Consider the following 25,630-nt stretch of genomic DNA (forward strand, 5'->3'; position numbering starts at 1 on the left):
AGCCCTTCGACAGGCTCAGGGACCCAGGAGGGCTCGGTGACCCAGGAGGACTCGGGGACCCAGGAGGGCTCAGGGACCCCGGAGGGCTCGGCGACCGGGGGCGGGCACTGGTTCGAGGTGTCGCTCATCCCGGAGACCCTGGCGGCGACCACCCTCGGCACCCGCGCGGTCGGCGACCACGTGAACCTCGAGACAGACATCCTCGCGCGGCACGTCGAGCGGCTGCTCGCCTTCCGCGCCGCACCGGAAGGGGGCTCGCGATGAGCCTGGCAACCATCCCCGAGGCCCTGGAGGCGCTGCGCGCCGGCCGGCCCGTGCTCGTGGCCGACGACGAGAACCGTGAGAACGAGGGCGACGTCGTCCTCTCCGCCGAGCTCGCCACCCCCGAGTGGGTGGCGTGGACGGTGCGCTGGTCGTCCGGTTTCATCTGCGCGCCGATGCCCACCGACCTCGCGGACAGCCTCAATCTCCCGCCCATGGTCGCGGCCAGCGAAGACGCCCGCTCCACCGCCTACACCGTGAGCGTCGACGCCGCGGAAGGGGTGACGACCGGGATCAGCGCGAGCGACCGCGCCCGCACCCTCACCGTGCTCGCGAACCCCGACTCGACCCCTGCGAGCCTCATCCGCCCCGGCCACGTGCTGCCGCTGCGGGCCGTCGACGGCGGTGTGCGCGAGCGCAGCGGCCACACCGAAGCCGCGGTCGAGCTCATGAAGCTCGCCGGCCTCCGGCCCGTCGGCGCGATCGCGGAGGTCGTCGCCGAGGACGGCAGCATGATGCGGCTTCCCGGGCTCCTCGAGCTGGGCGCCCGCGACGGCGTGCCGGTCATCACGATCGAGCAGCTCATCGCGCACCTCAACGAGATAGACCCGGACGGAGCGACACCGGCCGCCCAGCGTGGACGCCGCGTGAGCCTGCGTGCCGACGCCACCGTGCCCACCGACCACGGCACGTTCCGCTTCCTCGCCTACAAGGACCGCGTCACCGGCACCGACCACATCGCGGTCGTGTCCGGCGAGCCGACCGAGACGGCGCTCGTCCGCGTGCACTCCGAGTGCCTGACCGGCGAGGCGTTCGGCTCCCAGAAGTGCGAGTGCGGGCCGCAGCTCGATGCCGCGCTGGACGCGATCGACCGCGAGGGCGGGATCGTCATCTACATGCGGGGGCACGAGGGACGCGGCATCGGGCTCATCAACAAACTCCGCGCCTACAGCCTGCAGGAGGACGGCCTGGACACCGTCGACGCGAACCTGGCGCTGGGCCTCCCGGCCGATGCCCGCGACTACGCGGCAGCGGCCGGGATCCTCACCGACCTGGGCGTCTCGAAGGTCCGGCTGCTCACCAACAACACCGACAAGGTGGACAAGCTGCGCGAGCTCGGCCTCGACGTCGTCGAGCAGGTGCCGCTGATCGTGGGCGTGGGCCCGAACAACCACCAGTATCTGGAGACCAAGCGCGACCGCATGGGCCACATCATCGGCGAGGCAGAGCTCGCCGAGGCCCTCGCGGCAGGAAAGGACGAGGAATGAGCGGCGCCGGAGCACCGAAGACGGGGAACATCGACGGGCGGGGGCTGGAGGTCGTCGTGATCGCCGGCACCTGGCACGAGGTGATCTCGAACGGCCTGATCGCCGGTGCGCAGCGGGTGCTCGACGAGGCCGGCGCGACGCATCGCCTGGTGCGGGTGCCCGGCTCGTTCGAGCTCGCCGTGGCCGCACAGGCCGCCTTCGCCGGCGGTGCGGACGCTGTGGTCGCGCTCGGGGTCATCATCCGCGGCGGCACGCCGCACTTCGAGTACGTCTCAGCCGCGGCGACCGACGGCCTCACCCGTGTCTCCCTCGACGCCGGCAAGCCCGTCGGGTTCGGGCTGCTCACGCTCGACGACGAGAAGCAGGGGCTGGACCGCGCAGGCCTGGAGGGCTCGAAGGAGGACAAGGGCGCGGAGGCCGCGGACGCGGCGCTGCGCACCGCCCTCGTGATCCGCGAGCTGCGCGGCTGACTCCCTCCGCCTCGCGTCCGATCGCGGGCGCGAGGTCAGGCGTGCCTTGGTGGCGCGGAAGGCTGCGCTCTCGTACGGTGAGGGCATGGAGACCCTGCGCCACATCGTGCTCTTCGTCCACCTCATCGGCTTCGCCGTGCTCTTCGGGGCCTGGGCAGCGCAGGCGCTCGGCGGCAAGCGGGTGTTCACGCGTCTGATGACCATCGGCATGACGATCGCCGCGGTCGCCGGCCTCGCCCTCGCCGCCCCGTGGGGCCTTCCCGAGGGCGTCGAGATGAACTACGCCAAGATCGGCACGAAGCTCGTCATCCTCCTCGCGATCGGCGCCCTGCTCGGGATCGGGACGGCGCGCCAGAAGCGCGACCAGGTGGTGCCGCCGGCGATCTTCTGGCTGGTGGGCATCCTCACCGCGGTCAACGCGGCCATCGCCGCGATCTGGCGCTGAGGCGCGGATCAGCGGACGCCGCGCTCCCAGAGCGCGGCTGACTGCTCCCCGGCCCCGGCCGTCCGGATGCGCTGGCCGTTGCGTCCCCCGCGGGCGAACGTGGCCGTGACGCCCGGCGGGACGTCGGACGGCGCCACCGGGGCCGACGACCAGGTGCAGTCGCGCACGTGCACGAGGTCTGCCGCCACCGCCGCCGGGTCGTCGTCGTAGCGCCACGGCCCCGTCAGCTTCCCGAGCCAGAAGTACCCGTCGACGTCCCGCGTCCAGACGAGGGTTCCCGTCGGAAGCGCCGCGAACCGCTCCAGCCGCCGCGCCACCCGCTCGCCATGACGGGCGTCGACGGCCGCGAGCGCCGCGGTCAGGGAACGGGGCGCGCGGTCGAGCCGCCCGCCCATGCCGCATACCCCTCCGGCGAGCGCGCGCTCGACCGCGACTCCCGGGGCGACGGCATCGTCGCGGGAGCGCATCGGCGCCCGGTAGGCGATCGGCCCGTCGGCTGCGTCGTCCGTCATCGGAGCGGCACCAGGGTCGCCTCGACATCGCGCCCGTCGACCATGACGTGCATCATCGTGTGCACGGGCTGCCGGCGCCGGTCGGTGGGAGAGCCTGGGTTGAGCAGCCGCAGCCCGTTCGGCGTCACGGTGTCCCACGGGATGTGCGAATGCCCGAAGACCAGCAGGTCGGCGTCGGGGAAGGAAAGATCCATCCGCTTCTCGCGCCCGGTCGCAGCGCCCGTCTCGTGGATGACGGCGACGGCGGTGTCCTCCACGGTGAACCGCGCGATCTCCGGCAGCACCCGGCGGATCTCGGGGCCGTCGTTGTTGCCGTGCACGCCGTGGAGCACGCGCGCGCGGGCTTGGAGCAGCTCGACGGTGGCGAGATCGACCCAGTCCCCCGCGTGCACGACGACGTCGGCCTCGTCGATCGCCTGGAGCGCCGCGTCCGGCAACCGTTTCGACCGCTTCGGGACATGCGTGTCGGCGAGGAGCAGCATTCGCGTGGTCATGGGTCCCCTCCGGCCGGTCTCCCCGACTCTACGCGGCGGCACCGACGCGCTCGGCACCGTCCCGTCATGAACGTCCAGCCAACTCTCAGGAAGGCGTAGACTCGCCCGAGTCCGCTGGTATACCGGCGGAGGATCGGAGACCCCTTGAGCACCGCCACCACACCCGCGAACCCCCGCTCGCGCGTCATCACCGCGAGCCTCGTCGGCACCACCATCGAGTTCTACGACTTCTACGTCTATGCGACGGCAGCCGTGCTCGTCTTCCCCACACTCTTCTTCCCGAGCACGAACGACACCGCGTCGCTGCTGTCGTCGTTCGCCGTCTTCGGCGCGGCGATGGTCGCCCGCCCGATCGGCGCCGTCGTCTTCGGGCACTTCGGCGACAAGTTCGGGCGTAAGGCGACCCTCGTCGCGTCGCTCCTCACCATGGGCATCGCGACCTTCGTGATCGGCCTCCTGCCCACCTTCCAGCAGATCGGCTGGGTCGCCCCGCTGCTCCTGCTGATCCTCCGTCTCGCCCAGGGCTTCGCGCTGGGCGGCGAGTGGTCGGGCGCGGCGCTGGTGGCCACCGAGAACGCCCCGAAGGGCAAGCGCGCCTGGTACGGCTCGTTCCCGCAGCTCGGCGCGCCGCTCGGCTTCATCATCGCGAACGGCATCTTCCTCGCCATCAACTTCGCGCTCCCCCACCCCGAGGACCCGGCGCTGAAGTCGGAGGCCTTCCTCTCCTGGGGCTGGCGTGTGCCGTTCCTCTTCTCGGCCGTCATGGTCATCATCGGCCTGTGGGTGCGGCTCCGCCTCGTCGAGTCGGACACGTTCAAGAAGGCGGAGAAGACCGGGGCCATCCGCAAGCTCCCGCTCGCGACCGTGTTCCGGCACCACTGGAAGCAGCTCATCCTCGGCACGTTCATCATGCTGGCGACCTACGTGCTGTTCTACCTGATGACGAACTTCACGCTCACCTACGGCACCAAGGCCGCCGACCTGGAGACCGCCTCGGCCGCCGCCCGTGCTGCCGCGGAGGCGACCGGAAAAGACTTCGACCCGAGCGCGTTCGCGGCGCAGTTCTACCCGGGCCTCGGCTTCGGCTACACGGACTTCGTGCTCATGCAGATCATCGGCGTCGTGTTCTTCGGCATCTTCACGCTGCTGTCCGGGCCGATCGCCGACGCCATCGGGCGCCGCAAGCTGCTGCTGTGGGTCACCGGACTCATCGTCGTCTTCGGCCTGTCGTTCAACATCTTCCTGCTCCCGCAGGCGGACCCGAAGTTCACCGGCGCTCTCACCCAGGCGTTCCTCGTGTTCGGCTTCATGCTCATGGGCACGACGTTCGGCCCGATGGGCGCCCTCCTGCCGGAGCTCTTCCCGACGAACGTGCGCTACTCCGGCTCCGCGATCGCATACAACGTGTCGTCGATCCTCGGTGCGGCCGTGGCGCCGTTCATCGCGGTGGCCCTGTGGGCGGCCGTCGGCGGCGAGCCCTGGCTCGTGGGACTGTACCTCTCCTCGATGGGGGTGCTGACGTTCATCGCGCTCATCTTCACCCCGGAGACGAAGGACCACGACTACGAGGACGACCTCGGTCTCGCCTCCGCGGTCGAGCTCTAGCGGCCGACCGGACGACAGGAACGGCTGCACTCCCTCGGGGGTGCAGCCGTTCTCGTCTTCCTGGCCGCGCGCTCACAGCACCACGACGTCGCAGTACAGGGCCGCCGTCTTCGCCAACCGGCGATCGGCCGTGAGCAGAGGGACGTCGAGGGCCTCGGCGAGCGCGACATAACCGGCGTCGTACGCGGAGACGTCATCGCGCAGCGACCAGATCCGCGGGATGAGCCGGCGCAGCGGATGGCGGGTGATCTGCAACGCCCCGAACGCGTCGAGGGCCTCGCGGGCAGCGTGTGCCGGCATCGAGGACCGCATCGTGAGTCGACGCAACACCGACAGGACCTCGATGTCGAGACCCGCGTGTGCATGGAACTCCTCGCCGTGCGTCCAGACCTCCTCGCCGAGCAGTGCCTCGATCGCCGCCGAGGCATCGAGCACGACCGCCTCGGACGTCCCGCTCACCTGCGCCCGTCCCGTTCGCGATCACGGGCGGCGAGGATGCTCTCGCGCGTCAGGGAGACACCGGCGGCGCGCGCCCGTGCCCGCGACGCCTCCAGGACTTCCGCATTGCTGCGGTACCGGACGAGGTCTTCCAGCTCACGCGCGACGTAGTCCGACAGGCTCATGCGTTCCGCCGCGGCACGCTCTTTGAGCCGGGCGTGAACCTCATCGGGCAGGTTCCTCACTTGCAGCATGCGAGCCATCCTGCCAGCATCGCATGCGCTCCGCATGCGGACAAGAGGGCGCCTGTGGACAACACGCGCGTCAACACTTCTTGACACCGAACGGCGCGTCAACGAATATTGACGCGAAGGAGGTCCCCATGTCTCGACCGACCACCATCGCCGCAGCCGAGGGCGGCGAACCCCTGGCCGAGCTCCACCGCCTGGCGGCGTTGCGCAAGGAGCTCGCGCGCGCCGAAGAGGCCCAGGTCCGTCGCGCCCGCACGAGCGGCTACTCGTGGCAGGCGATCGCGAGCGCCCTCGGCGTCACCAAGCAGGCGGCGCATCGGCGCTTCGGCCGCACCTGAGCCCATACAGCCGCCCCATAGGAAACGACCGTGCCCCGAGTACGGTCGAAGTACCATCTCCAGATCGAGGTCCCCCATGTCCCGCACGGCGACAGCACGCCGACGCGGACGGGGCGCACCGGCCGACGGGCCCCGCGCCACCTTCCGCCAGCTCCTCCCCTTCCTCTTCGAGCACAAGCGCACCCTCGTCGTCGTCGCCGTCCTCAGCGTGTTCGGTGCCGCGACCTCGCTCGTGCAGCCCCTCCTCGTCGGACAGGTCATCGAAGCCGTGCAATCGGACGGCACGATCGGCGTGCTCGTGTGGCTGCTCGTCGGCTTCGTGATCGTGTCGTCGATCATCTCCGGCTTCCAGCACTACCTGCTGCAGCGCACCGGCACCGCGGTCGTGTACTCCAGCCGCCGCAAGCTCATCGCCCGCATCCTGCACCTGCCGACGTCGGAGTTCGACGCACGGCGCACCGGCGACCTCGTCTCCCGCGTGGGCACCGACACGACGCTGCTCTATGCCGTCCTCACGCAGGGGCTGGCCGACGCGGTCGGCAACGTCGTCCTCTTCGCGGGGGCGCTCATCGCGATGCTGCTCATCGACCCCGTGCTGCTGCTGCTCATCGTCGTGGTGATCGGCGTCTCCGTCGTGGTCGTCGTCGCCCTCAGCGGCCGGATCCGCACGGCGTCCACGGCCCAGCAGGAGAAGGTCGGCGAGCTGGCCTCGGGTGTCGAGCGGGCCGTCGGCTCCATCCGCACCATCCGAGCCTCCGGCGCGACCGAGCGGGAGACCGCGGCGGTGACGGAGCGGGCCTCCGAGGCGTACGGCATCGGCGTGCGGATCGCGAAGATCTCCTCGCTCGTGGTGCCGGTCGCCGGCATCGCCCTCCAGCTCTCCCTGCTCGTCGTGCTTGGCGTGGGCGGCTTCCGCGTCGCCGCCGGAGCCATCTCGATCGCGGCCCTGATCTCTTTCGTGATGTTCCTCTTCCTGCTGGTGATGCCCCTCGCCTCGACGTTCGGCGCGATCACCTCCGTCAACCAGGCCCTCGGCGCGCTCGGCCGCATCCAGGAGGTGCTCGACCTGCCCACCGAGACCCAGGACGACGCGGCCACCGCCGCGGCCCTCCCCCGTGACGAGGAGCCCGGCGCAGACGCCCCCGCCCTGGAGTTCCGCGACGTGCGCTTCCGCTACCCCGAGAACGTCGTCGCGGCCCGCCGCGCCGCCGCGAGGGAGGCGCAGACCCTGCTCGCCGACGCGCACCTGGAGCAGACCGAGTCCGCCCCCGACCCCCAGGACCACGAAGTGCTCCGCGGGGTGTCGTTCGCGGTCCCGCGCGGGGCGCGGGTGGCGCTGGTCGGTCCGAGCGGGGCGGGGAAGAGCACCATCCTCTCCCTCATCGAGCGCTTCTACGACCCCACGGGCGGCTCCATCCGCCTGAAGGGGCACGACACCCGCACCTATCCGCGCGACGAGCTGCGCGCCCACTTCGGCTATGTCGAGCAGGACGCCCCGACCCTCGCCGGCACCCTCGCCGAGAACCTGCGGCTCGCGTCTCCGACGGCGACGGACGAGGACTGCGAGCGCGTGCTCCGCGCTGTGAACCTGAGCGACGTGCTGGAGCGGAACCCCCTCGGCGTCGACGCTCCGGTCGGCGAGGACGGCGTGATGCTTTCCGGCGGCGAACGGCAGCGGCTCGCGATCGCGAGGGCGCTCCTCACGGACGCCCCGATCCTGCTGCTGGACGAGTCGACCTCGTCGCTCGACGGCGTGAACGAGCAGCGCATGCGCGAGGCCATCGACGCGGTCGCCACCGACCGCACGCTCGTCGTGATCGCACACCGTCTGTCCACCGTCGTCGACAGCGACCTCATCGTGGTGCTGCAGGACGGCGTGGTCGTCGGACAGGGCACCCACGCCGAGCTCGTGGAGTCGACTCCGCTCTACCGCGACCTCGCCCGCCACCAACTCCTCGCCTAACCCTCCTCCCCTCCCCCTCCCTCCCCCTTCTGCACCGCCGAGACCCCGCGTTTCCGCCGAGACCCCGCCTTCCGCACGTACGCGGGGCGGGGTCTCGACGCGAAACCGGGGTCTCGGCGGGAGTGGGTGCCACGAAGGCGGGGCGTCGGAGACCACTCAGCCATGGGTTCGTCTCTGATGCCCCGCCTTCGCGGGTCTGTCTCGACCCGGAGGCCGAGGGTGCCGGCTCCCCCGAACCGGCACCGGTCTGGGGGCTAGGCCTTCGCGAGGCGGTAGCGCAGCGACGCGAGTTCGGTGCGGAGGGCCGCGGGCACCCGGTCGCCGAACGTGTCGTAGAACTCCTCCGTGAGGTCGGCCTCGGCCTTCCACGCCTCGGGGTCGACCGAGAAGAGCTCGTCGAGGTCTTCCGCGGGGATGTCGAGGCCGTCGAGGTTGAGGTCCTCCACGCGCGGCAGGCGTCCGATGGGGCTGTCCACGGCCGGCACGTCGCCGGCCACCCGGCGGATGATCCAGTCGACGACGCGGGAGTTGTCGCCGAATCCGGGCCAGAGGAACCGGCCGTCCGCTCCGCGGCGGAACCAGTTCACCTGGAAGATGCGCGGCGCGCGGTCGAACCGCAGGCCGCGGCCGACCTTCAGCCAGTGACCGAAGTAGTCGGCCATGTTGTAGCCGCAGAACGGCAGCATCGCGAAGGGGTCGCGGCGCAGCTCGCCGACCGTGCCCTCGGCCGCCGCCGTGCGCTCGGACGAGATGTTCGAGCCCAGGAACACGCCGTGGGTCCAGTCGGTGGCCTCGACCACGAGCGGCACGTTGCTCGCGCGGCGTCCGCCGAACAGGATGACGTCGAGCGGCACGGCCTCCTCCAAGTCCTCGGAGATCTGCGGGCACTGGGCCGCCGACACCGTGAAGCGCGAGTTGGGGTGCGCCGCGGGACGACCGGAGTCGGGCGTCCAGTCGTTGCCCTCCCAGTCGATGAGGTTCGCGGGCGCCTCGTCGGTCAGGCCCTCCCACCACACGTCGCCGTCGGGGCGGAGCGCGACGTTGGTGAAGATCGTGTTGCCCCACAGGGTCTCGACCGCGGTGACGTTGGTCGACTCTCCGGTGCCGGGCGCGACACCGAAGAAGCCAGCCTCGGGGTTGATCGCCCAGAGCCGTCCGTCCTCGCCGGGGCGGATCCAGGCGATGTCGTCGCCGAGGGTCTCGACCTTCCAGCCGGGGATCGTCGGTCGCAGCATCGCGAGGTTCGTCTTGCCGCAGGCCGACGGGAACGCCGCGGCAACGTGGTACGCCTTGCCCTGCGGGTCGATCACGCGGATGAGGAGCATGTGCTCGGCGAGCCAACCCTCGTCCCGGGCGATCACCGACGCGATGCGCAGCGCGAAGCACTTCTTCGCCAGGATCGCATTGCCGCCGTAGCCCGAGCCGTACGAGTAGACCTCGAGCGTCTCCGGGAAGTGCACGATGTACTTGTCGTCGTTGCAGGGCCACTCGACGTCCGGCTCGCCCGCCTCCAGCGGAGCGCCGACGGAGTGCACGGTCTTGACCCAGGGCGCGCCCTCGGCGATCTGGCGGGTGACCTCGTCGCCCACGCGGGTCATGATGCCGATCGACGCGACCGCGTAGGCGCTGTCGGTGATCTGCACGCCGATGTGCGACAGCGGTCCGCCGACGCGACCCATCGAGAACGGCACGACGTACATCGTGCGGCCGCGCATCGAGCCCTCGAAGATCTCGTCCATCTTCGCGTGCATCGCGGCGGGGTCGGCCCAGTTGTTGGTGGGGCCGGCGTCCTCCTCGCGCTCCGAGGCGATGAAGGTGCGGGCCTCGGTGCGGGCGACGTCGCTGGGGTGCGAGCGCGCCAGGTACGAGCCGGGACGCCACTCGGGGTTCAGCTTGATGAGCTTGCCCTCGTCGACGAGTCCGCGCAGCAGCCAGTCGTTCTCGGCGCGCGAGCCGTCCACCCAGTGCACGGCGTCCGGCTGCGTGAGCGCGCGGATCTCCTCGACCCAGGCGGCGAGCTCCGCCATCGCGGGCGTGTCGTAGGAGGGGGCGGTGCCGAACGTGCGCGTCGGGGCGACAGGGGACGTGCGAGGGGTGAGGACTTCGGCCATGGCCATGACTGCTCCTTCGAAGTGTGGGGCGTTGCTTCCATCTTCTTCGCCCTTGTCGCGGACTTTCGGCCAAATCGGGCGATAAGAATCAGGGTTCTTTCGCTAGACTCAAACTATGGCGTCCTCCGGCATCCACCTCACGACCCTCGGCCACCGCATCCGGCACCGCCGCCTGGAGAAGGGGTACACGCTCGATGAGCTGGGGGCCCTTGTCGGGGTCGCCGGCTCCCAGCTCAGCCTCATCGAGAACGGCAAGCGCGAGCCCAAGCTCTCCCTCCTCCAGGCGATCGCGCAGGCCACCGGCACGGAGGTGACCGACCTCATCTCCGGCGAGCCGCCGAACCGGCGCGCGGCCCTGGAGATCGAGCTGGAGCGGGCGCAGGAGAGTCCGGTGTTCCGTCAGCTCGGGGTCTCGCCCGTCCGGGTCACGAAGGGCATGAGTGACGAGACCATCGAGTCCATCCTCGGGTTGCACCGCGAGCTGCAGCGCCGCGAGCGCGAGGCCATCGCGACCCCGGAGGAGGCCCGTCGCGCCAACACGGAGCTGCGCCTGCGGATGCGCGCGCAGAACAACTACCTCCCGGACATCGAGAAGCTCGCGGAGAAACAGCTCAAGGCGGCCGGCCATTCGCAGGGCGCCCTGACCCACCGCACGGTGAGCATCATGGCCGAGAAGCTCGGCTTCGAGCTCATCTACGTCAACGACCTGCCGCACTCGACGCGCTCCGTCACCGACCTCGAGAACGGCCGCATCTACCTGCCCCCGGCATCCATCCCCGGCGGACACGGCCTCCGGTCCATGGCGCTGCAGGCGATGGCGCACCGTCTGCTCGGGCATACGCCGCCGACCGACTACGCCGACTTCCTGCAGCAGCGCCTGGAGATCAACTACTTCGCCGCGTGCTGCCTGATGCCGGAGACCGCCGCGGTGGCCTTCCTGCAGCAGGCGAAGAAAGACCGCAACCTCGCGGTGGAGGACTTCCGCGACGGGTTCGGCGTGACGCACGAGGCCGCCGGCATGCGCATGACCAACCTGCTCACGCAGCACCTCGGCATGTCGCTGCACTTCCTGCGCGTCGACTCGACCGGAGCCATCACGCGCGTATACGAGAACGACGACCTGCCCCTGCCGATGGACGTGACGGGAGCGGTGGAGGGGCAGCGGGTGTGCCGGAAGTTCCAGGCCCGCTCCGCCTTCACGGAGCAGAACCGCACCGTCGAGCACCACCAGTACACGGACACCCCGTCCGGCACGTTCTGGTGCTCCACGCAGACCGGCTCGTCGAGCGAGGGCGAGTTCTCCGTCACGGTCGGCGTGCCGTTCGACGATGCCCGGTGGTGGCGGGGACGCGAGACGAACGACAGGGCCGTGTCGACCTGCCCCGACGAGGCGTGCTGCCGTCGTCCGTCGGCCGAGCTCACGGAGCGCTGGAAGGGCCGGGCGTGGCCGAGCGCCCGCGTGCACACCCACATGTTCTCGCCACTCCCCCGCGGCATGTTCCCCGGCGTGGACGACAACGAGGTCTACAACTTCCTGGGCCGCCACGCGAGTGAGTGACCCGCCGACCCACCCCCGTGCGTGCGCCCCGGCCCGTTACGCGCGGCCGTAGGGGGCCGGGAGGCGCAGAAAGGGGTGGGTCGACGAGAGGAGGGTGGGCAGGGGTCAGGGGAGGAATGCGGCGAAGCGGGCGAGGGCGGCGGTGACGGCGGCGGGATCCTCGGGGGGCTCGAAGAGAGTGGGAGGAGTGGTGTGGGCGGCGGCGGCGTGGGTCCAGCAGCCGATCACGCGGCCGTTCTCCACCACGGTCGCCCGGACCATCCCGTTCTTCCCCGGTCCGACGGCGGGGAGGTGCTCCGGAGCGCAGACGACGGTGCGGTCGGCGTAGGAGATGTAGTACTCGTCGAAGGCTCCGAGGGCGAACACGGACGGACGGCCCGCCGCGCGCCGGGGTGGGGTGCGGCCGACGAAGACCCCGTCCTCGACCTCGGTCACCCGGGCCGCCGCGCGCTCCGCCGCCTCCCGGGACCGCCCGAGCGTCAGCCCCGACCACCACGCGAAGTCCGCGACCTCCGCGGGCCCGTGGCCCTCGACGTAGCGGATGAACAGCTCGGCCAGCGGGTCCTCCGGGTGGGCGTGGTCGCGGATGTGATCCGCCGCGAGCACGAACCGCTGCTCCCGCGTGATGCCCTCCCGCCGCACGACCGGCCCCTGCACGAGCACGCCGGAGACCGTCAGCCCGAACAGCAGGTGGATGCCGCGCTGCCCTGAGGGGTCGATGCCGATGCCCTCGAGCACGGCGAAGATCTCGCCCCTGGTGAGGCCGCCGTCACGGAGCCGCGGCGTGAGCTCCCGGACGACCGCGTCGATCATGGCGTCGTCGATGCCGAGCTGCCGTTGTCGGGAAGCCGCCTGCTGCTGCTGTCGTGCGGCCGTGACCTCCAGCACCCAGCCGAGGTCGCGCGCAGGGATCGTGTGCAGCGTCCCTCGCATCGTCCAGGCCCGGACGAGGTCGCCGCGGTCGAACGCGGCATCGACGTCCCGGAGTCGTACGTCGCCCTTCGTCCGCACGGCCAGCGCCCACCGTCCGGCCGTGAAGTCCTGGCTCTGCACCGCCAGCAGCCGCCCCGCCGCCCCCGTCACGTCCGCCTCCGGCGCGGTCAGCCCCTGCCACCGCAGCCGCTCCTCCCGCCACTGTGAGGTCTTCATGCCCCTCATCATGCCGCGACCCACCCCCTTTCGCGTGCCCCGGCCCGTTGCGTGCGCACGCAGAGGGCCGGGTCGAGCGGAAAGGGGTGGGTCGGGGGTCAGAGGGTGACTTCGCGGCGAGTGGGGAGGACGACGGGGTGCGACCCCGCCATGGTCTCCAGCACCCGGATTACCTGGCACGAGTAGCCGAACTCGTTGTCGTACCAGACGTAGAGGATGAGGGTGTCCTCGTCGGCGATGGTGGCCAGGCCGTCGACGATGCCCGCGCGGTGCGAGCCGACGAAGTCCGTGGAGACCACCTCGGGGCTCTCCACGTAGTCGATCTGCTGCCGGAGCTTCGAGTGCAGCGAGACCCGGCGCAGGTAGTCGTTGACCTGGTCCTTGGTGGCGGGGCGCTCCAGCGTGAGGTGCAGCACCGCGAGCGAGACGTCCGGCGTGGGGACGCGGATCGCGCTGCCCGTGAGCTTGCCCTCCAGCTGCGGGAGGGCCTTGGCCACGGCCTTCGCCGCCCCGGTCTCGGTGATGACCATGTTCAGCACGGCGGAGCGGCCGCGGCGGTCGCCCTTGTGGAAGTTGTCGATGAGGTTCTGGTCGTTCGTGAACGAGTGCACGGTCTCGACGTGCCCCTTCACCACACCGAAGGCCTCGTCGATCGCGGCGAGCACCGGGGTGATGGCGTTGGTCGTGCACGACGCCGCGGAGACGATGCGGTCTTCCTCGGTGATCGTGTCGTCGTTGATGCCCTGCACGATGTTCTTCAGCGCGCCCTTGCCGGGGGCGGTCAGCAGCACCCGGGCGACGCCCTTCGCGCGGAGGTGCTGGGAGAGTCCGGCCTCGTCACGCCAGCGGCCGGTGTTGTCGACGACGATCGCGTCGTCGATGCCGTAGGCGGTGTAGTCGACGGCGGCCGGGTCGTCGGAGTAGATGACCTGGATGCGCGTGCCGTTGGCGATGATCTGCTCGGCATCCTCGTCCACCGTGACCGAGCCCGCGAAGCGGCCGTGCACCGAGTCGCGCAGCAGCAGCGACGCGCGCTTGACGAGGTCGTTCTCGGAGCCGCGGCGCACGACGATGGCGCGGAGCCGGAGTCCGCTCCCGCCGCCGGTGTGCGCGATGAGGATGCGGGCCAGCAGGCGGCCGATGCGGCCGAACCCGTAGAGCACGACGTCGGTCGGCGGTGCCGGGACCGCGCCGACGGCCGGGGCCAGAGCCTCGGCCAGGTACTCCCCGAGCGGGCGCCCACTTGAGGCGTGCCCTTCCACGAGGCGGGCCACGTCGATCGACGAGGCCCCGGGGGCCAGGGCGTGGATGCCCTCGAGCACCGCCAGGCTGTCCTCGACCGCCAGGCGCTCATGTCCGAGCTGGGCCACGCGCTCGTGCACCTCGACGACGCCGGTGGCCGAGAGGCCGAGCAGGCGATGACCGTGCAACGAGGTGACCACGTCACGCTCGCGCTTGAGAGCCCCGATGAGCGGGATCATCCGCTCCGCCAGCTCTTCGCTCGCCGTCCATTCGTCGCGGTGTGCCGCGGAATCGTTCATCTGCGTCCTTGCATGTGTGAGCGCGCGCCGAGGTCGCCGGCGCGCACGAGGTTGCCGGGGTGTTCGGGGGATGACTCCAGGGTACAAGCCGCGGAACCGCGCGCCGAATCGGCCGGGTCGGGACCTCCCGTGCGCGAGAGTTTTACGTCTACACTGGTGGAATAATGAGCAGCGCACTCCTCGGCGACGACGCCGACCTCCTCGTCCGCGGCGGCCGCATCCACACCGCCGACGCCACCGATTCCGTCGCCACCGCGATCGCCGTCCGGGACGGGGTGATCGTCGCCACCGACGCCGCTGCCGAAGCCCTCCCGGCCCGCGAAGTGGTGCAGCTCGACGGTCGCACCGCGATCCCCGGCCTCAATGACGCCCACCTCCACGCCGCCTGGCTCGGCGCGCGCTGGCCGCACCTGTTCTTCTCCGACACCCCGCCCGAGGAGCAGCCGACCGGTCGCCTCGTGACCACGGCCGACGAGCGACGCGCGGCCCTGCGCCGGGCCTGGGCGCTCCTCGCGGAGCTCGGCGTCACGAGCTACACGGAGCCGGGCATCGGCCCCGGAGAGGACCACGGTGAGACCGGCTGCTTCGGCACCGACATGCTCGACGCGTACGTGGAGCTGCACCGGGAGGGCACGCAAACCTCGCGCGTCACGCTGCTGCGCCTGTTCGGGACGATCGACGGCGAGAGCCGCCTGGACGACTTCGCCGCCGGACTCCCGGTGCCGCCCCCGTCGACCGATCCCCGCTGGCTCGCGATCCCCGGCGTGAAGATCTTCGCCGACGGCATCCCGCCGATGGCCACCGCCTGGACGTCGGACCCCTACCCCGACGGGACGACCGGGCACCTGCTCACCCGCGGCGACGCCGATCCGCTCAGCGCCTTCCAGCAGATGATCGCGCTGGCCGCCGGCCGCGGCCTCCAGATCGCGGTGCACGCCACCGGCGACCGCTCGATCGAGGAGTTCCTGACCGCACTGGAACGGCACGGCCAGACGCCGCCGCCGGCACCCCACCACATCGTGCACGGGGACCTCGCCACCCCCGCGCAGATCCGGCGCGCGGAACGCCTCGGCGTCGGCTTCGCCGTGCAGCCCCTCATCGCCGCGCACACGCACTCCTGGGCGGCGGTGCAGCTCGGCGAGGCCCGCGTCGCCGCCGCCTGGCCGCTGCCCGAGATGCTCTCCTCCGGGGCGCTGACCACGGTGACCAGCGACGCCCCGATCGCCACGCCGGACTGGCGCCCCAGCCTCGATGCGTCCCTCGCCCTCCTCGCCGGCGACGGCCGCGCGGACGACGCCGCGACCCGGCGCCGACTGCTGCGCACCATGACGGCCGACGCCGCGATCCAGGACGGCGCCGCGAGCTGGAAGGGCACCCTCGAGCCCGGCAAGGTCGCCGACATCACGGTGCTCGACGAGGATCCGTGCAGCCCGGGGCGCCCGTTCGCCGCCCTCCAGGTCGAGCGCACGATCGTCGACGGCCGCACGGTGTTCGCGCGCGGCTGACCACTCACGCACGAAAAACGGCGGGCGGCATGTTCACGCATGCCGCCCGCCTCTGATCCCCCTCGGACCAGTCTCGAACCGCGGTCGTCAGACCGCGGTGGCCAGGAGCACGCGCGGGCTCCCCGGCAGGGCGACGGTGTCGCGCACCGCCCAGCCCGCGTCCGTCAGCCAGCCGCGCACCTGCGACTCGGGGTACACGACCGTGCCGTCGATCACGAGGTACTCCCCCGCGTGCAGGGCGTCCAGCGCGCGCTGCTCGTCGTCGTCGTCGAGGAAGAAGTCGAGCACCGTCAGCGTCGCCCCCTCGACGGCCGCGCCACGGAGCCGCCGGAAGATCTGCGCGTTCTCCTCCGCGGAGAAGCGGTGGATGACGTGGTTGGCGAACACCGCGTCGTAGGCGCCCTCGGGGGTCGCGGTCGCCGTGTCCCCCACCTCGACGGCGGCCCGGTCGGCGACGCCCGCCGCTGCGACCGCCTCGGCCACACCGTCCTCGAATCCCGGGGCATAGACGAACGTCGTGTGCAGCTCGGGGTTGCGTGCCATGACGGCGAGGGCGAACTCGGCGGACAGACCACCGAAGTCGAGGGCCTTCGTCGCGCCGGCGAGGTCGACGAGCCGGCCGAACTCCTGCGCGTGCAGGCGGTTGTACGTCATGACGCCGGCCATGAACGTGCCCCACCGCGCGTCGTCCATCTGCAGGTCGCCGGGCTCGGTCGTGTCGACCGTGTGCGCGAACTGCAGCCAGTGCGGGTAGCTGATCTCGTCGAGGAACGTGAGGAACGGAGCGAGGTCGATCACCGCGTCATCCCCCGTGAGATAGGCGGAGGCGTCGGGCGCCAGGGCGTAGCGCCCCTCCGCCCGGACGAGGAGACCCTTCGCGGCGAGGGCGTCGGCGAGCAGCCGGGCGATACGCTCGCTCACCCCGCAGCGCTCGGCGATCGCCGTGGCGGTGTCCGCGCCCGCAGCGACGGCGGCGAACAGCCCGATACGGCTGGCCTGGAAGAGCTGCTTCGCGGCCATGTAGCCGGTGGCGATGTCGAGGATGCGGGCGGCGTCAGGAGTGGGGGTGTCGGTCATGGCGGATGCCTTTCGGTATGTCTACAAACGTGGGAAATAAAGGACAGGAGGACGCCGGGCGTCGGACCGGCGGGTCAGTCCGCGAGGAACCCGCGCACGGCGTCGCGGAACGCGGCGGTGTGCAGCGCCGCGAGATGATCGCCGGGGACGCGCCGCACGCGGACGTCCGGCAGCCGCGCGGCGAGCTCGTCGATGCCCGCGGCCATCGGGTCGTCCTCGCCGCCCAGGAGCAGCACCGGCACCGCCGGCGCTCCGGTCTCGGGGGCGAACGGCTCGGTCGCGAGCCCCTCGATGAGGTCGAGCAGATCGTCCGGTCGGTTGCCGGGCAGGCTCACCATGTGCACGACCATCCCGGTCAGCGGATCGACGGGAGCCGGTCCGCCGGCGATCGCGGCCCGCGCGGCGGAGAGGTCGACGAGCGCGAAGGGCTCCCCCGCGCTGAGGCCGCCGAGCACGAGACGCCGCACCGCGACACCGGGGTGCCGGGCGAGGTCCCATGCGAGCCGAGCACCGAGCGAGTAGCCGACGAGGTCGACCTCGTCCGGGCCGATCGCTTCGGCGAGCGCGTCGAGCACCGCGGAGGTCGGCACGACTCCGAGTCCGGGGGCGTCGCCGTGCGCCGGCAGATCGAGGACCCGGCGCGGCCGGTCGCCGAGCACCGCCGTCCACTCGCTGTCCGGCCAGTCCTGGGTGCCGCGCGAGGCGAGGCCGTGCAGGAACACCACGGGTCGTTCGGGGGGAAGGGTCATGACGGGCCGTCCTCTCGGGACCGGCCCCTCGCCCTCAGCGCAGCCGCGCGAGGAACCGGTCGATGTAGTTCTCGTAGTCGGCGATGCGGTCGCCGTCCGGGTACATGAGGTTGATGACCGTCGCGCCGACCGCCGCGGAGATGTACTCGTCCGCCAGCGGGCCGTAGTCCTGGTCGCGGATCGACCCCTCGTCGCGGGCCGCCTCCATGCGCGCGATGAGCGAGGCTCGCCAGGAGCCCAGGTGTCCGCGGTAGAGCTCGGCCAGCGACTCGTTCGCCATCGCGTACTCCCAGAGCGCCAGGAGCACCCGGCCCGCGGCGATCTGCTCCGGGTCGCGCGGCACGGTGGCCTGCAGGAAGCCGCGCAGCGCGTCGTCCGCCGCCACCGGTTCCTGCCCCGCGGCCTCCACGCCCTCGGACATCTGCTGCAGGATCGTCTCGAACGTCGCCGCGACGATGCTCTCCTTCCCGGGGAAGTAGTGCTTCAGCGCACCGTTCGCGAAGCCCGCCTCCGCGGCGATGCTGCGCATGGTCGCCGCCTCGAACCCACCCTTCAGGATGATGCTCTTGGCCACCTCGACGATGTCCCGTCGCCGCTGGTCGTGGTCGATGATCTTCGGCATGGCGTCCTTCCGGCCGAGTCCGGGGTGTGGCGTGTACCGGCCTGGAGCTACCGTACCGCCGCATCGGGCACCTCCCGCAGAGCGAGCCACTGCGCCCGGCGTTCCCGCTGGGACGCCGGGTCCGCGACCGGCGAGGCCAGCCGCAGCCGTTCGGCGTACGGGTGGCGTGGCGCACGGGTGACCTGCTCCCCGTCCCCGATCTCCACGATCTCCCCTCGGTACATCACGGCGACCCGGTGACAGACCCGCCGGACGACGCCGAGGTCGTGCGACACGAACAGGTAGGCCACGCCGGTGTCACGCTGCAGCTCGATGAAGAGGTCGAGGATGGTGGCCTGCGTGGTGAGATCGAGCGCGCTGACCGGCTCGTCGCACACGATCAGCCGCGGACCGCGGACCAGGGCGCGGGCGATCGCGATGCGCTGCCGCTGCCCGCCGGAGAACTCGCTCGGATACCGGTCCATGCTCGTGGAGGGCAGCCGCACGCGGTCGAGCATGTCGCGCACGCGCTTCTCGGCGGCCTTCGCCCCGATCCCCGTCGTCAGCAGCGGCTCGGCGAGGATATCGCCGATGGTCAGTGCCGGGTTGAGGGAGCCGTACGGGTCCTGGAACACGACCTGCACGTCGTCGGCGAGCGCCCGCCGGGCCCGGCGGCCGAGGTCTCCGATATCGCGACCGTCGAAGCGGATGCGGCCCGCCGTCACCGGGGCGAGGCCGAGGATGGCCTTGCCGAGGGTCGATTTGCCGGAGCCCGACTCGCCGACCAGGCCCAGGCATTCACCGGGGGCGATGTCGAGGGAGACGCCGTGCAGCGCGCGGAAGGCGTGCCGACCCCGGCCGTACTCGACCACGAGGTCGTCCACCTGCAGCAGCGGGTTCACCGGAGCGGTGTTCATGCGGGGACCTCCGTCCGCCGGCCGTCGAGCGCGGCACGACCCTCGGCTTCGTCGAGCGACGCGGCGATGAGCTCGCGCGTGTACTCCTGGGTGGGCGCGGCGAAGAGGTCGTCCACGGCCCCCGACTCCACGATGTCGCCGCCACGCATGACGATCACGCGGTCGCAGATGTCCGCGACGACGCCGAAGTTGTGCGTCACGATGAGCAGCGCCATGCCGTACTCGGCCTGCAGCTCCCGCAGCAGTTCGAGGACCTCGGCCTGGACGGTGACGTCGAGGGCGGTGGTGGGCTCGTCCGCGACGAGGAGCGACGGCCGACCGGCGATCGCGCCGGCGATGAGCACGCGCTGGGCCATGCCGCCGGACACCTGATGCGGGTAGCTGCGCATCACGCGATCGGGATCGGACAGCCCGACCCGCAGGAGCACCTCCCGCGCGCGCTGCCGGGCGGCGGCCTTCGCGAGCCCGTGCGTCCGGCGCAGCGGCTCGATGAGCTGATGCCCGATCGTGTAGGAGGGGTCGAGGTTGCTCATCGGCTCCTGCGGCACATAGCCGATGGTGCGTCCGAGCAGTGCCTGGCGCTCCTTCGGCGTCGCATGGGTGACCTCCGCGCCGCCGACCCAGATCGCGTCGGCGGTCGCCCGGCCGGTCGCGGGGAGCAGGTCGAGCACCGAGAACACGGTCTGCGACTTGCCCGACCCGGACTCGCCGACGATCCCGACGACCTCCCCTGGCGCGACGTCGAGCGTCACGCCGTGCACGACCTCGGTCTCCCCCGTCGGCGTCGCGTGGACGACGTGCAGGTTCTCGACGCGGAGGGCCGATGCCGGGGCCTCGTGGCGGACGCTGCCCGTGGCGGGAGCCGCGGCGACCTCGTCCGCGGTCTCGAGCACGCCGCGCCGCCGCCGTCGGGCCGCCCGCGGCGTGCGCACCTGCACGAGCTCGGCGAGCGTGGAACCCATGATCGCGAGGACGGCGATCGTGAGACCGAGCGCGGCGGAGGGCCACAGCAGCATGAGGGGGTAGGTGAGCATGAGCCGGAAGCCCTCGAGCATCATCGCGCCCCAGCTCGGCACGTTCGAGTCGCCGATGCCGAGGAACTGGAGCCCCGCCTGCATGCCCATCGCGATGCCCGCCGTGAGCGCGGTCTGGATGATGACCGGCGGGTAGACGGCCGTGATGACGTGGCGGAAGATGATGCGCGCGTCCGACAGCCCCGACACGCGGGCGGCGTCGATGTACGCCTCGCCGCGGACGGCGAGCGTCTGCGACCGCGCGATGCGGAAGTAGCCCGGCACCATGAAGACGCCGACGGTGACCATCAGCAGCTCGAAGTTGTTGCGGCTGCCGGCGGCGACCACGAGCAGGATGATCATCCCGGGGATCGACTGGAGGGCGTCGCTGATCCAGGTCGCGGCCCGGTCGAAGACGCCGCCGAAGTACCCGGCCGCGACACCCGACGGGACCCCGATGACGAGCGCCGTGACGATCGTGATGAGAGCGCCCCACAGCGTCGTCCTCGTCCCGTAGATGAGGCGGCTGAGGATGTCGCGCCCGGTGGAGTCGCCGCCGAGGAGGTGCTCCGGCGAGGGCGGGGCCTTGGCGGCAGCGAGGTCGACGAGGTTCGGGTCCATCGGCGCCAGCAGCGGCGCGAACACCCCGACGAGCACGATGAGCACGAAGATCGCGAGCGGGATGGAGCCGCCGGGGTGACGGAGGAAGCGTCGGAACAGGCTCGATCGGCGCTTCTGGGCGGCCCGGTCGAAGGCGACGCGGATGTCTGTCGTGGTCATGCGACGCGCACCTTCGGGTTGATCCAGCCGAGCACGAGGTCGAGCAGGAGGTTGATGAGGACGACGAAGACGATGGAGATCACCGTGATCCCGAGCAGCATGGGGATGTCGCCGTTCTGCGACGACTGGTTCGTGAGCTGCCCCAGACCGGGGAGGCTGAAGATCTGCTCCACCACGATGGCGCCGGAGAGCAGCCCCACGAACATCAGGGCGATCACCGTGAGCGCGGCGGGCGAGGCGTTGCGGAGGATGTGCAGGTTCACCCGGGCGGCGGACAGGCCACGGCTGCGGAGGGTGCGCACCCAGTCCTGGCGGCTCTGGGCGATCACGGCATTGCGCAGCTGTTCCGACACGGCGACGATGCCGCCCAGGGCGAGGGAGATCGCCGGGAGCGTGATCGAGCGCAGCCACCCTTCGACGGACTGGGTCGGCGGGACGTAGCCGACGGCGGGGAACCACTGGAGCTGCACGGCCAGCCACATCACCAGGACCAGGCTCACCCAGAACCCGGGGAGCGCGAAGAGGACGACGGAGATCCCCTTGATGATCCGGTCGAACCAGGTGCCGGGGCGGAGTCCGGTGATCATGCCGAACGCGACGCCGATGACCGCGGTGATGAGGGTCGCGAGGGTCACGACGGAGAGCGTGACGGGGACCTTGACCGCGAGCTGCGCGCCGACCGGCTGGAAGTTGCGCCACGAGACGCCGAAGTCGAGCAGCACGGCGTGCGAGAACCAGTCCCAGAACTGCACGATCAGGGGGCGGTCGAGACCGATCTTCGCCGCCAGCGCCTCCTGCTGCGCAGGACTCGCCGTGGTCCCGAGGAGCGAGGCGGTCGGATCGCTGATCGCGACGTGGGCGAGGAAGAACGTGCCGATCGAGACCGCGACGAGCAGGAGGATGCCGGACAGCACCCGCTTCGCCGTGAAGAGGAGCATGGGGGCCTCTCGAGGGTGAGGAGGAGGGGAAGGGGTGCCGGAGCGGCCGCGTGGCGACCGCCCCGGCGGGCGTTCAGCCCTGTGTGATGTACCGCAGCGTCGGGAACATCATCCCCACGACGGGCTGCAGCTGGATGCCGGGCGCCGTGTAGTAGATGTTGTTCGCCTGGTACCAGACCGACCACCAGGCCTGGTCGACGAGGGCCTCGTTGAGCTCCTTGATGGCGGCGGTCTGCGCGTCGCCGCGCTCCGTCTGCACCTTCTCGACGAGCGGGGCGATGACCTCGTTCTTCGCGTAGTCGGGCTCCGGGTTGAACCACTGCACGCTCGTCAGCTGCCGGGAGACGGTGGCCACGTCGTTGCCGTCCATCGCGAGGAAGGAGATGAACATCGGGTAGTTCGGTGCGTTGAGCTGGTAGTCCGGCATCTGCATGTTGTCCCAGGTGACGGTGATGCCGAGCTCGTTGAGGGCCTGCTCGGCCGACGGCTTCCACATCTCGAAGATCGGGGACATCGGCATCGAGATGTCGAAGCCGTCCGGGTAGCCGGCGTCGGCCAGAAGCTCCTTCGCCTTGTCCATGTCGAACGCGTAGGCATCGTTGAGCGCGGGGTCGTTGATGTCGCCGCCGTCCGGGAAGACCTGGTTGGTGGCCACGCCCGCACCGCTGCCGACCGCCGCGAGGACGGCCGCACCGTCGAACGCGTAGTTCAGCGCCTGGCGGACCTCGAGCTTGCCGAGGGGCTCGCTCTTCGCGCCGGTGTGGTCGGTGATGACGAGGCCTGCCCACCCGGAGACGCGCTGGGCGGTGTTCCAGCCCTGCTGCTCTGCCTGGTCGAGGTTGGCCACGTCGCCGTACTGCACATTGATCTGTCCGCTGAGCATCGCGTTGTGCCGGGCGGTCGCGTCGGTGATCGGGTAGATCGCGAGTTCGGCGAACGGGTACGTCTCCGCGTCCCAGTGGTCCTCGGTCTTGGTGAAGTGGTATTCGGCGCCCGCGACGCTGGTGTCGCTGTCGAGCACATAGGGGCCGGAGCCGACTGGGTCGCTGCCGAGCGTGCCTGCCTCGATGGAGGCCGGGGGCATGACGTAGCTGCGGCCGAGGCCCATCAGGTAGAGGATCGTGTCGTCGCGCTGCGTGAGGGCGATGCGGACGGTGTCGTCGTCGACCTTCTCGAAGCCCTTCGCGTTGACGTAGGCCTCACCGGACCGGGCGCCGGCCTTGAGGTACTCGAGGCTCGCGACGACGGCGTCGGCGTCGACCGGGGTGCCGTCGCTGAACACGGCGTCGGTGCGGATGTCGAGGTCGATGCTGAGGTCGTCATCGGCCACGGTCCACTTCGTCGCGAGCGACGGGATCGGGGTGCCGTCGGCGTCGAGGGCGATCAGGGCGTCGTACACCGCGGACAGGTAGGGGCCGTCGAAGCCGATGTCGGCGAGGGACGGATCCCAGGACGTGACATCGAGGAAGTTGCCGATGTTGAGGGCGTCGGGGCCTTCGGCGCCGCCGCCCTCGGACGGCGAGGGCGTTCCGCCGCCGCTGCAGCCGGCGAGCGCGAGGGTCGCGGCGACGGCGGCGGCGACCGCGAGGGGCATTCGTTTCATGGTTCCTTCTCTCGGGTGCAGGGGGTGGTGAAGAAGGTTCGAAGAGCCGCTGACCGGAGACCGGGACCGACGCCACTTCGATGTGTCGTGCTGGTTAGTCTACATGCGTGGAAAAAGAGCGCAAGCGTGTTTCCAGCCTCGGCCGCGCGGACCGATGCCTCAGCGCGCACCCGCCTTGCTCCCCCGCGCACATCCCTCCCCGTCCGTGCCCCGTCCCCGCGTCCCGCCCCCGCGTCGGGCCCCCGCCCGCCCGCGTCCCCGCGGGTGCCGGTGCGGGAACCGGGATCAATAACGCCCCTGCCCTCCCCGCGCGGCCCATTTCTGATCCCGCCACTGCGCCCACCCCTCCAGCCGGATCAGAAACGCCCCTCGGCGACGCCTTTTCGGCACCCTTTTCATCCCGCACCGGGGTGAGCGACGGCGCGAACGGGCCACGCCGCCGCTCCCGAGGGTCACCGCACCCGTTCCCGGGATCAAGAACGCACCGCCCACCCGGGCCGCAGGATCACTTCTGGTCCGGCGCGTGCGCGGGGCACTTCCGATCCAGCACGGAGGCAAGGAGCACTTCCGATCTGGCGCGGAGGCGAGGAGCAGTTCCGATCTGCTGCGAACACGAGGAGCACTTCTGATCCGGGGCTCCGGAGAGCGGTCCGGTCGCGCACGAGCGGCGCGCCCGGCGACGGACACACGGTCACCACGAGAAGCGGGATCAAAATCGGCCGCACACCCTGCCTACTCGGCGCGTTTCGAACTGGCGCGTGGAACGTCACGCCGTGCGGGATCAGGAACGTGCCCGTGGAGCGTGCGCGAGGTGCGGAACTGATCCCGCACGCGGAGTGGGACGCGGGGGCAGAGTGGGACGCGGGGCGAGCGAGTGCGGGATCAAAAACGGGCCTGCGGGGCGCGCGGGAGGTACGGAAGTGATCCCGGACACCGGCGGCCGGGGCCGCGGGCGGGGCGCGCGGGAGGTACGGGGGGAGGTACGGGGGTCACCAGGTGCCGTCGGGGCGGACGGCATGGTCGACGCGGCAGCCGGCGAGGGCGGCGCGGACCTCGGCTCCGTGGTCGCGGGCGAGGGCGAGGGCGGCGTGGTTCTCCTCGAGCTGCGCGACGCGGGAGGCACCGAAGAGCACGGTGGCCGTCGCGGGGTTCGCCAGACAGAAGGAGATGCCGAGGGCGGCCGGGGTCACGCCGAACTCCCCCGCGACCCGCGCGACCTCGGGGTACACGGCGAGGATCCGCTCGCGGATACCCCCGACATCGGCACCGATCTTGCGCTGAGGCATCCGTCCCGTGGCGAGGATTCCGCCCTCGAACACGTCCGAGGCCTGCAGCGCGAGGGTTCCGTCGGCGAACAGCGGGCCGTACGCGCCACCCTCCGCCATGGCCCGTCGGGCGATGCCGTACTTGAGCTGCGCGAACGTGGGGCCGATCAGCCCCTGCGCGTCCGCCTCGGCGAGCGCCGCCCTGGTGTCCGCGATCCGCCAGTTGTTGATCCCCCACGAGTCGACCAGGCCGTCCGCGAGGAGAGCGTTCACGTCGGCGACGAGTCGCGGCATGTCCGGGGCGTCGAGGTAGTCCCCCACCACGAGGGTGTCGAAGCGGTCGAGGCCGGCCCGCTCGAGCGACTCCTCGATCTGCCCACGGAAGCCCTGGTTCGGCCAGTCCCAGAGCCAGAGCTTTCCGCACAGCACGACGTCGGCACGGTCCACCCCGCTCGCGCGAAAGGCCTCCCCGAAGAGGATGTCGGTCCGGGAGTTCTCGGCGTGCGGTCCCATGTTGTAGTACGCGATGTCGAAGAATCCGGCGTCGAGCTCGACCGCCCGGTGGATGAGCTGCACGGCGTCGTCGAACTCCATGCGATCCCAGGTGTTCCACGATCCGAGGGCGAGCGGCGGCACCGTCGCGCCTCCCGGAGACAGCGGCTTGCGGGGGTATGTCGCATCGGGCATGAGGGCTCCTTCGCCGTCTCGGGGCACGGGGTTGTGTTTTTCTATGTTTGTAGAATATAACGGACTCATCCCGTCAGAACACCCGTCAGTG

The 25,630-nt window shown here is 71.2% G+C and carries 23 protein-coding genes and 1 pseudogene; 9 read left to right on the forward strand and 15 right to left on the reverse strand.

The features are described from left to right. The 4 genes and pseudogenes from DW296_RS16625 to DW296_RS01295 form a co-directional block, all read left to right on the forward strand. Positions 1-264 (forward strand): annotated as a pseudogene (locus tag DW296_RS16625) (hypothetical protein); the annotation flags it as partial. Then, complete coding sequence (gene ribA, locus DW296_RS01285; RefSeq protein WP_136050755.1) at positions 261-1,529, forward strand: GTP cyclohydrolase II; 1,269 nt, start codon at positions 261-263, stop codon at positions 1,527-1,529. The pseudogene DW296_RS16625 and the gene ribA, both read left to right, overlap by 4 nt. Beyond that, positions 1,526-1,999, forward strand: coding sequence for a 6,7-dimethyl-8-ribityllumazine synthase (ribH, locus tag DW296_RS01290; protein ID WP_025103903.1), 474 nt, complete (start codon positions 1,526-1,528; stop codon positions 1,997-1,999). The genes ribA and ribH overlap by 4 nt, the downstream gene beginning before the upstream one ends. 85 nt (positions 2,000-2,084) lie before the next feature. After that, positions 2,085-2,444 (forward strand): Fe-S protein, encoded by a 360-nt coding sequence (locus DW296_RS01295; protein ID WP_136050756.1) that lies wholly within the window; start codon positions 2,085-2,087, stop codon positions 2,442-2,444. A gap of 8 nt (positions 2,445-2,452) precedes the next feature. On the opposite strand, the gene DW296_RS01300 is transcribed toward DW296_RS01295, so the two are convergent. Together DW296_RS01300 and DW296_RS01305 are read right to left on the reverse strand one after the other, a co-directional pair. Continuing rightward, positions 2,453-2,956 carry a GAF domain-containing protein gene (locus DW296_RS01300; RefSeq protein WP_136050757.1) on the reverse strand — a complete coding sequence of 168 codons (504 nt, stop codon included), beginning with the start codon at positions 2,954-2,956 and terminating at the stop codon, positions 2,453-2,455. Further along, on the reverse strand, positions 2,953-3,450 hold the full coding sequence (locus DW296_RS01305) for a metallophosphoesterase family protein (protein WP_136050758.1): 498 nt from the start codon (positions 3,448-3,450) through the stop codon (positions 2,953-2,955). The genes DW296_RS01300 and DW296_RS01305 overlap by 4 nt, the downstream gene beginning before the upstream one ends. Positions 3,451-3,594: 144 nt before the next feature. Between DW296_RS01305 and DW296_RS01310 the strand changes: the two genes are divergently transcribed. Next, on the forward strand, positions 3,595-5,055 hold the full coding sequence (locus DW296_RS01310) for an MFS transporter (RefSeq protein WP_136050759.1): 1,461 nt from the start codon (positions 3,595-3,597) through the stop codon (positions 5,053-5,055). A 72-nt stretch (positions 5,056-5,127) separates the two neighbouring features. Here the strand turns inward: DW296_RS01310 and DW296_RS01315 are convergent, their stop codons facing one another. Further along, positions 5,128-5,514, reverse strand: a complete 387-nt coding sequence (locus tag DW296_RS01315) for a type II toxin-antitoxin system VapC family toxin (RefSeq protein WP_136050760.1) — start codon at positions 5,512-5,514, stop codon at positions 5,128-5,130. After that, the gene (locus DW296_RS01320) at positions 5,511-5,756 is read right to left on the reverse strand and encodes a FitA-like ribbon-helix-helix domain-containing protein (RefSeq protein ID WP_136050761.1); all 246 of its coding nucleotides are present in this window, start codon (positions 5,754-5,756) and stop codon (positions 5,511-5,513) included. The genes DW296_RS01315 and DW296_RS01320 overlap by 4 nt, the downstream gene beginning before the upstream one ends. Before the next feature lie 119 nt (positions 5,757-5,875). On the opposite strand from DW296_RS01320, the gene DW296_RS01325 reads away from it, so the two are divergent. Next, entirely contained in the window at positions 5,876-6,082 is a 207-nt protein-coding gene (locus DW296_RS01325) for an AsnC family protein (RefSeq protein WP_136050762.1), read from the forward strand. Between the two features lie 76 nt (positions 6,083-6,158). Next, positions 6,159-8,045: an ABC transporter ATP-binding protein gene (locus DW296_RS01330; protein ID WP_136050763.1), complete on the forward strand. Its 1,887-nt coding sequence runs from the start codon at positions 6,159-6,161 to the stop codon at positions 8,043-8,045. A 254-nt stretch (positions 8,046-8,299) separates the two neighbouring features. Here the strand turns inward: DW296_RS01330 and DW296_RS01335 are convergent, their stop codons facing one another. Continuing rightward, a complete protein-coding gene (locus DW296_RS01335) occupies positions 8,300-10,162 on the reverse strand; it encodes a phosphoenolpyruvate carboxykinase (GTP) (RefSeq protein ID WP_205807773.1) in 1,863 nt (620 codons plus the stop codon). Between the two features lie 109 nt (positions 10,163-10,271). Here DW296_RS01335 and DW296_RS01340 point away from each other — a divergent pair, with 109 nt between their 5' ends. Further along, positions 10,272-11,714, forward strand: coding sequence for an XRE family transcriptional regulator (locus tag DW296_RS01340; RefSeq protein WP_071328117.1), 1,443 nt, complete (start codon positions 10,272-10,274; stop codon positions 11,712-11,714). 105 nt (positions 11,715-11,819) lie between these two features. Here the strand turns inward: DW296_RS01340 and DW296_RS01345 are convergent, their stop codons facing one another. Both DW296_RS01345 and DW296_RS01350 read right to left on the reverse strand, forming a co-directional pair. Then, a complete protein-coding gene (locus DW296_RS01345; protein WP_136050764.1) occupies positions 11,820-12,863 on the reverse strand; it encodes a winged helix DNA-binding domain-containing protein in 1,044 nt (347 codons plus the stop codon). 98 nt (positions 12,864-12,961) lie between these two features. Continuing rightward, entirely contained in the window at positions 12,962-14,404 is a 1,443-nt protein-coding gene (locus DW296_RS01350; RefSeq protein WP_136050765.1) for a glyceraldehyde-3-phosphate dehydrogenase, read from the reverse strand. Between the two features lie 164 nt (positions 14,405-14,568). Between DW296_RS01350 and DW296_RS01355 the strand changes: the two genes are divergently transcribed. Further along, on the forward strand, positions 14,569-15,909 hold the full coding sequence (locus tag DW296_RS01355) for an amidohydrolase (RefSeq protein WP_136050766.1): 1,341 nt from the start codon (positions 14,569-14,571) through the stop codon (positions 15,907-15,909). 87 nt (positions 15,910-15,996) lie between these two features. Here DW296_RS01355 and DW296_RS01360 read toward each other — a convergent pair whose 3' ends face one another. The 8 genes from DW296_RS01360 to DW296_RS01395 all read right to left on the reverse strand — a co-directional run bounded on the left by DW296_RS01360 (position 15,997) and on the right by DW296_RS01395 (position 25,539). Continuing rightward, on the reverse strand, positions 15,997-16,986 hold the full coding sequence (locus DW296_RS01360; RefSeq protein ID WP_136050767.1) for a methyltransferase family protein: 990 nt from the start codon (positions 16,984-16,986) through the stop codon (positions 15,997-15,999). Between the two features lie 74 nt (positions 16,987-17,060). Next, a complete protein-coding gene (locus DW296_RS01365; protein WP_136050768.1) occupies positions 17,061-17,735 on the reverse strand; it encodes an alpha/beta fold hydrolase in 675 nt (224 codons plus the stop codon). A 34-nt stretch (positions 17,736-17,769) separates the two neighbouring features. Then, a complete protein-coding gene (locus DW296_RS01370) occupies positions 17,770-18,357 on the reverse strand; it encodes a TetR/AcrR family transcriptional regulator (RefSeq protein WP_025103887.1) in 588 nt (195 codons plus the stop codon). A gap of 47 nt (positions 18,358-18,404) precedes the next feature. Then, positions 18,405-19,253 (reverse strand): ATP-binding cassette domain-containing protein, encoded by an 849-nt coding sequence (locus tag DW296_RS01375; RefSeq protein WP_136050769.1) that lies wholly within the window; start codon positions 19,251-19,253, stop codon positions 18,405-18,407. Next, positions 19,250-21,046, reverse strand: coding sequence for a dipeptide/oligopeptide/nickel ABC transporter permease/ATP-binding protein (locus tag DW296_RS01380; protein ID WP_136050770.1), 1,797 nt, complete (start codon positions 21,044-21,046; stop codon positions 19,250-19,252). Before DW296_RS01380 ends, DW296_RS01375 begins: the two co-directional genes overlap by 4 nt. Beyond that, the gene (locus DW296_RS01385) at positions 21,043-21,984 is read right to left on the reverse strand and encodes an ABC transporter permease (RefSeq protein WP_136050771.1); all 942 of its coding nucleotides are present in this window, start codon (positions 21,982-21,984) and stop codon (positions 21,043-21,045) included. The genes DW296_RS01380 and DW296_RS01385 overlap by 4 nt, the downstream gene beginning before the upstream one ends. A gap of 73 nt (positions 21,985-22,057) precedes the next feature. Continuing rightward, entirely contained in the window at positions 22,058-23,587 is a 1,530-nt protein-coding gene (locus DW296_RS01390; protein ID WP_240742948.1) for an ABC transporter substrate-binding protein, read from the reverse strand. Positions 23,588-24,576: 989 nt separating this feature from the next. After that, positions 24,577-25,539 (reverse strand): aldo/keto reductase, encoded by a 963-nt coding sequence (locus DW296_RS01395; protein WP_136050772.1) that lies wholly within the window; start codon positions 25,537-25,539, stop codon positions 24,577-24,579. Positions 25,540-25,630: the final 91 nt, after the last annotated feature.

Source organism: Microbacterium sp. K36 (assembly GCF_004794355.1).
Lineage (GTDB): Bacteria > Actinomycetota > Actinomycetes > Actinomycetales > Microbacteriaceae > Microbacterium > Microbacterium paraoxydans_D.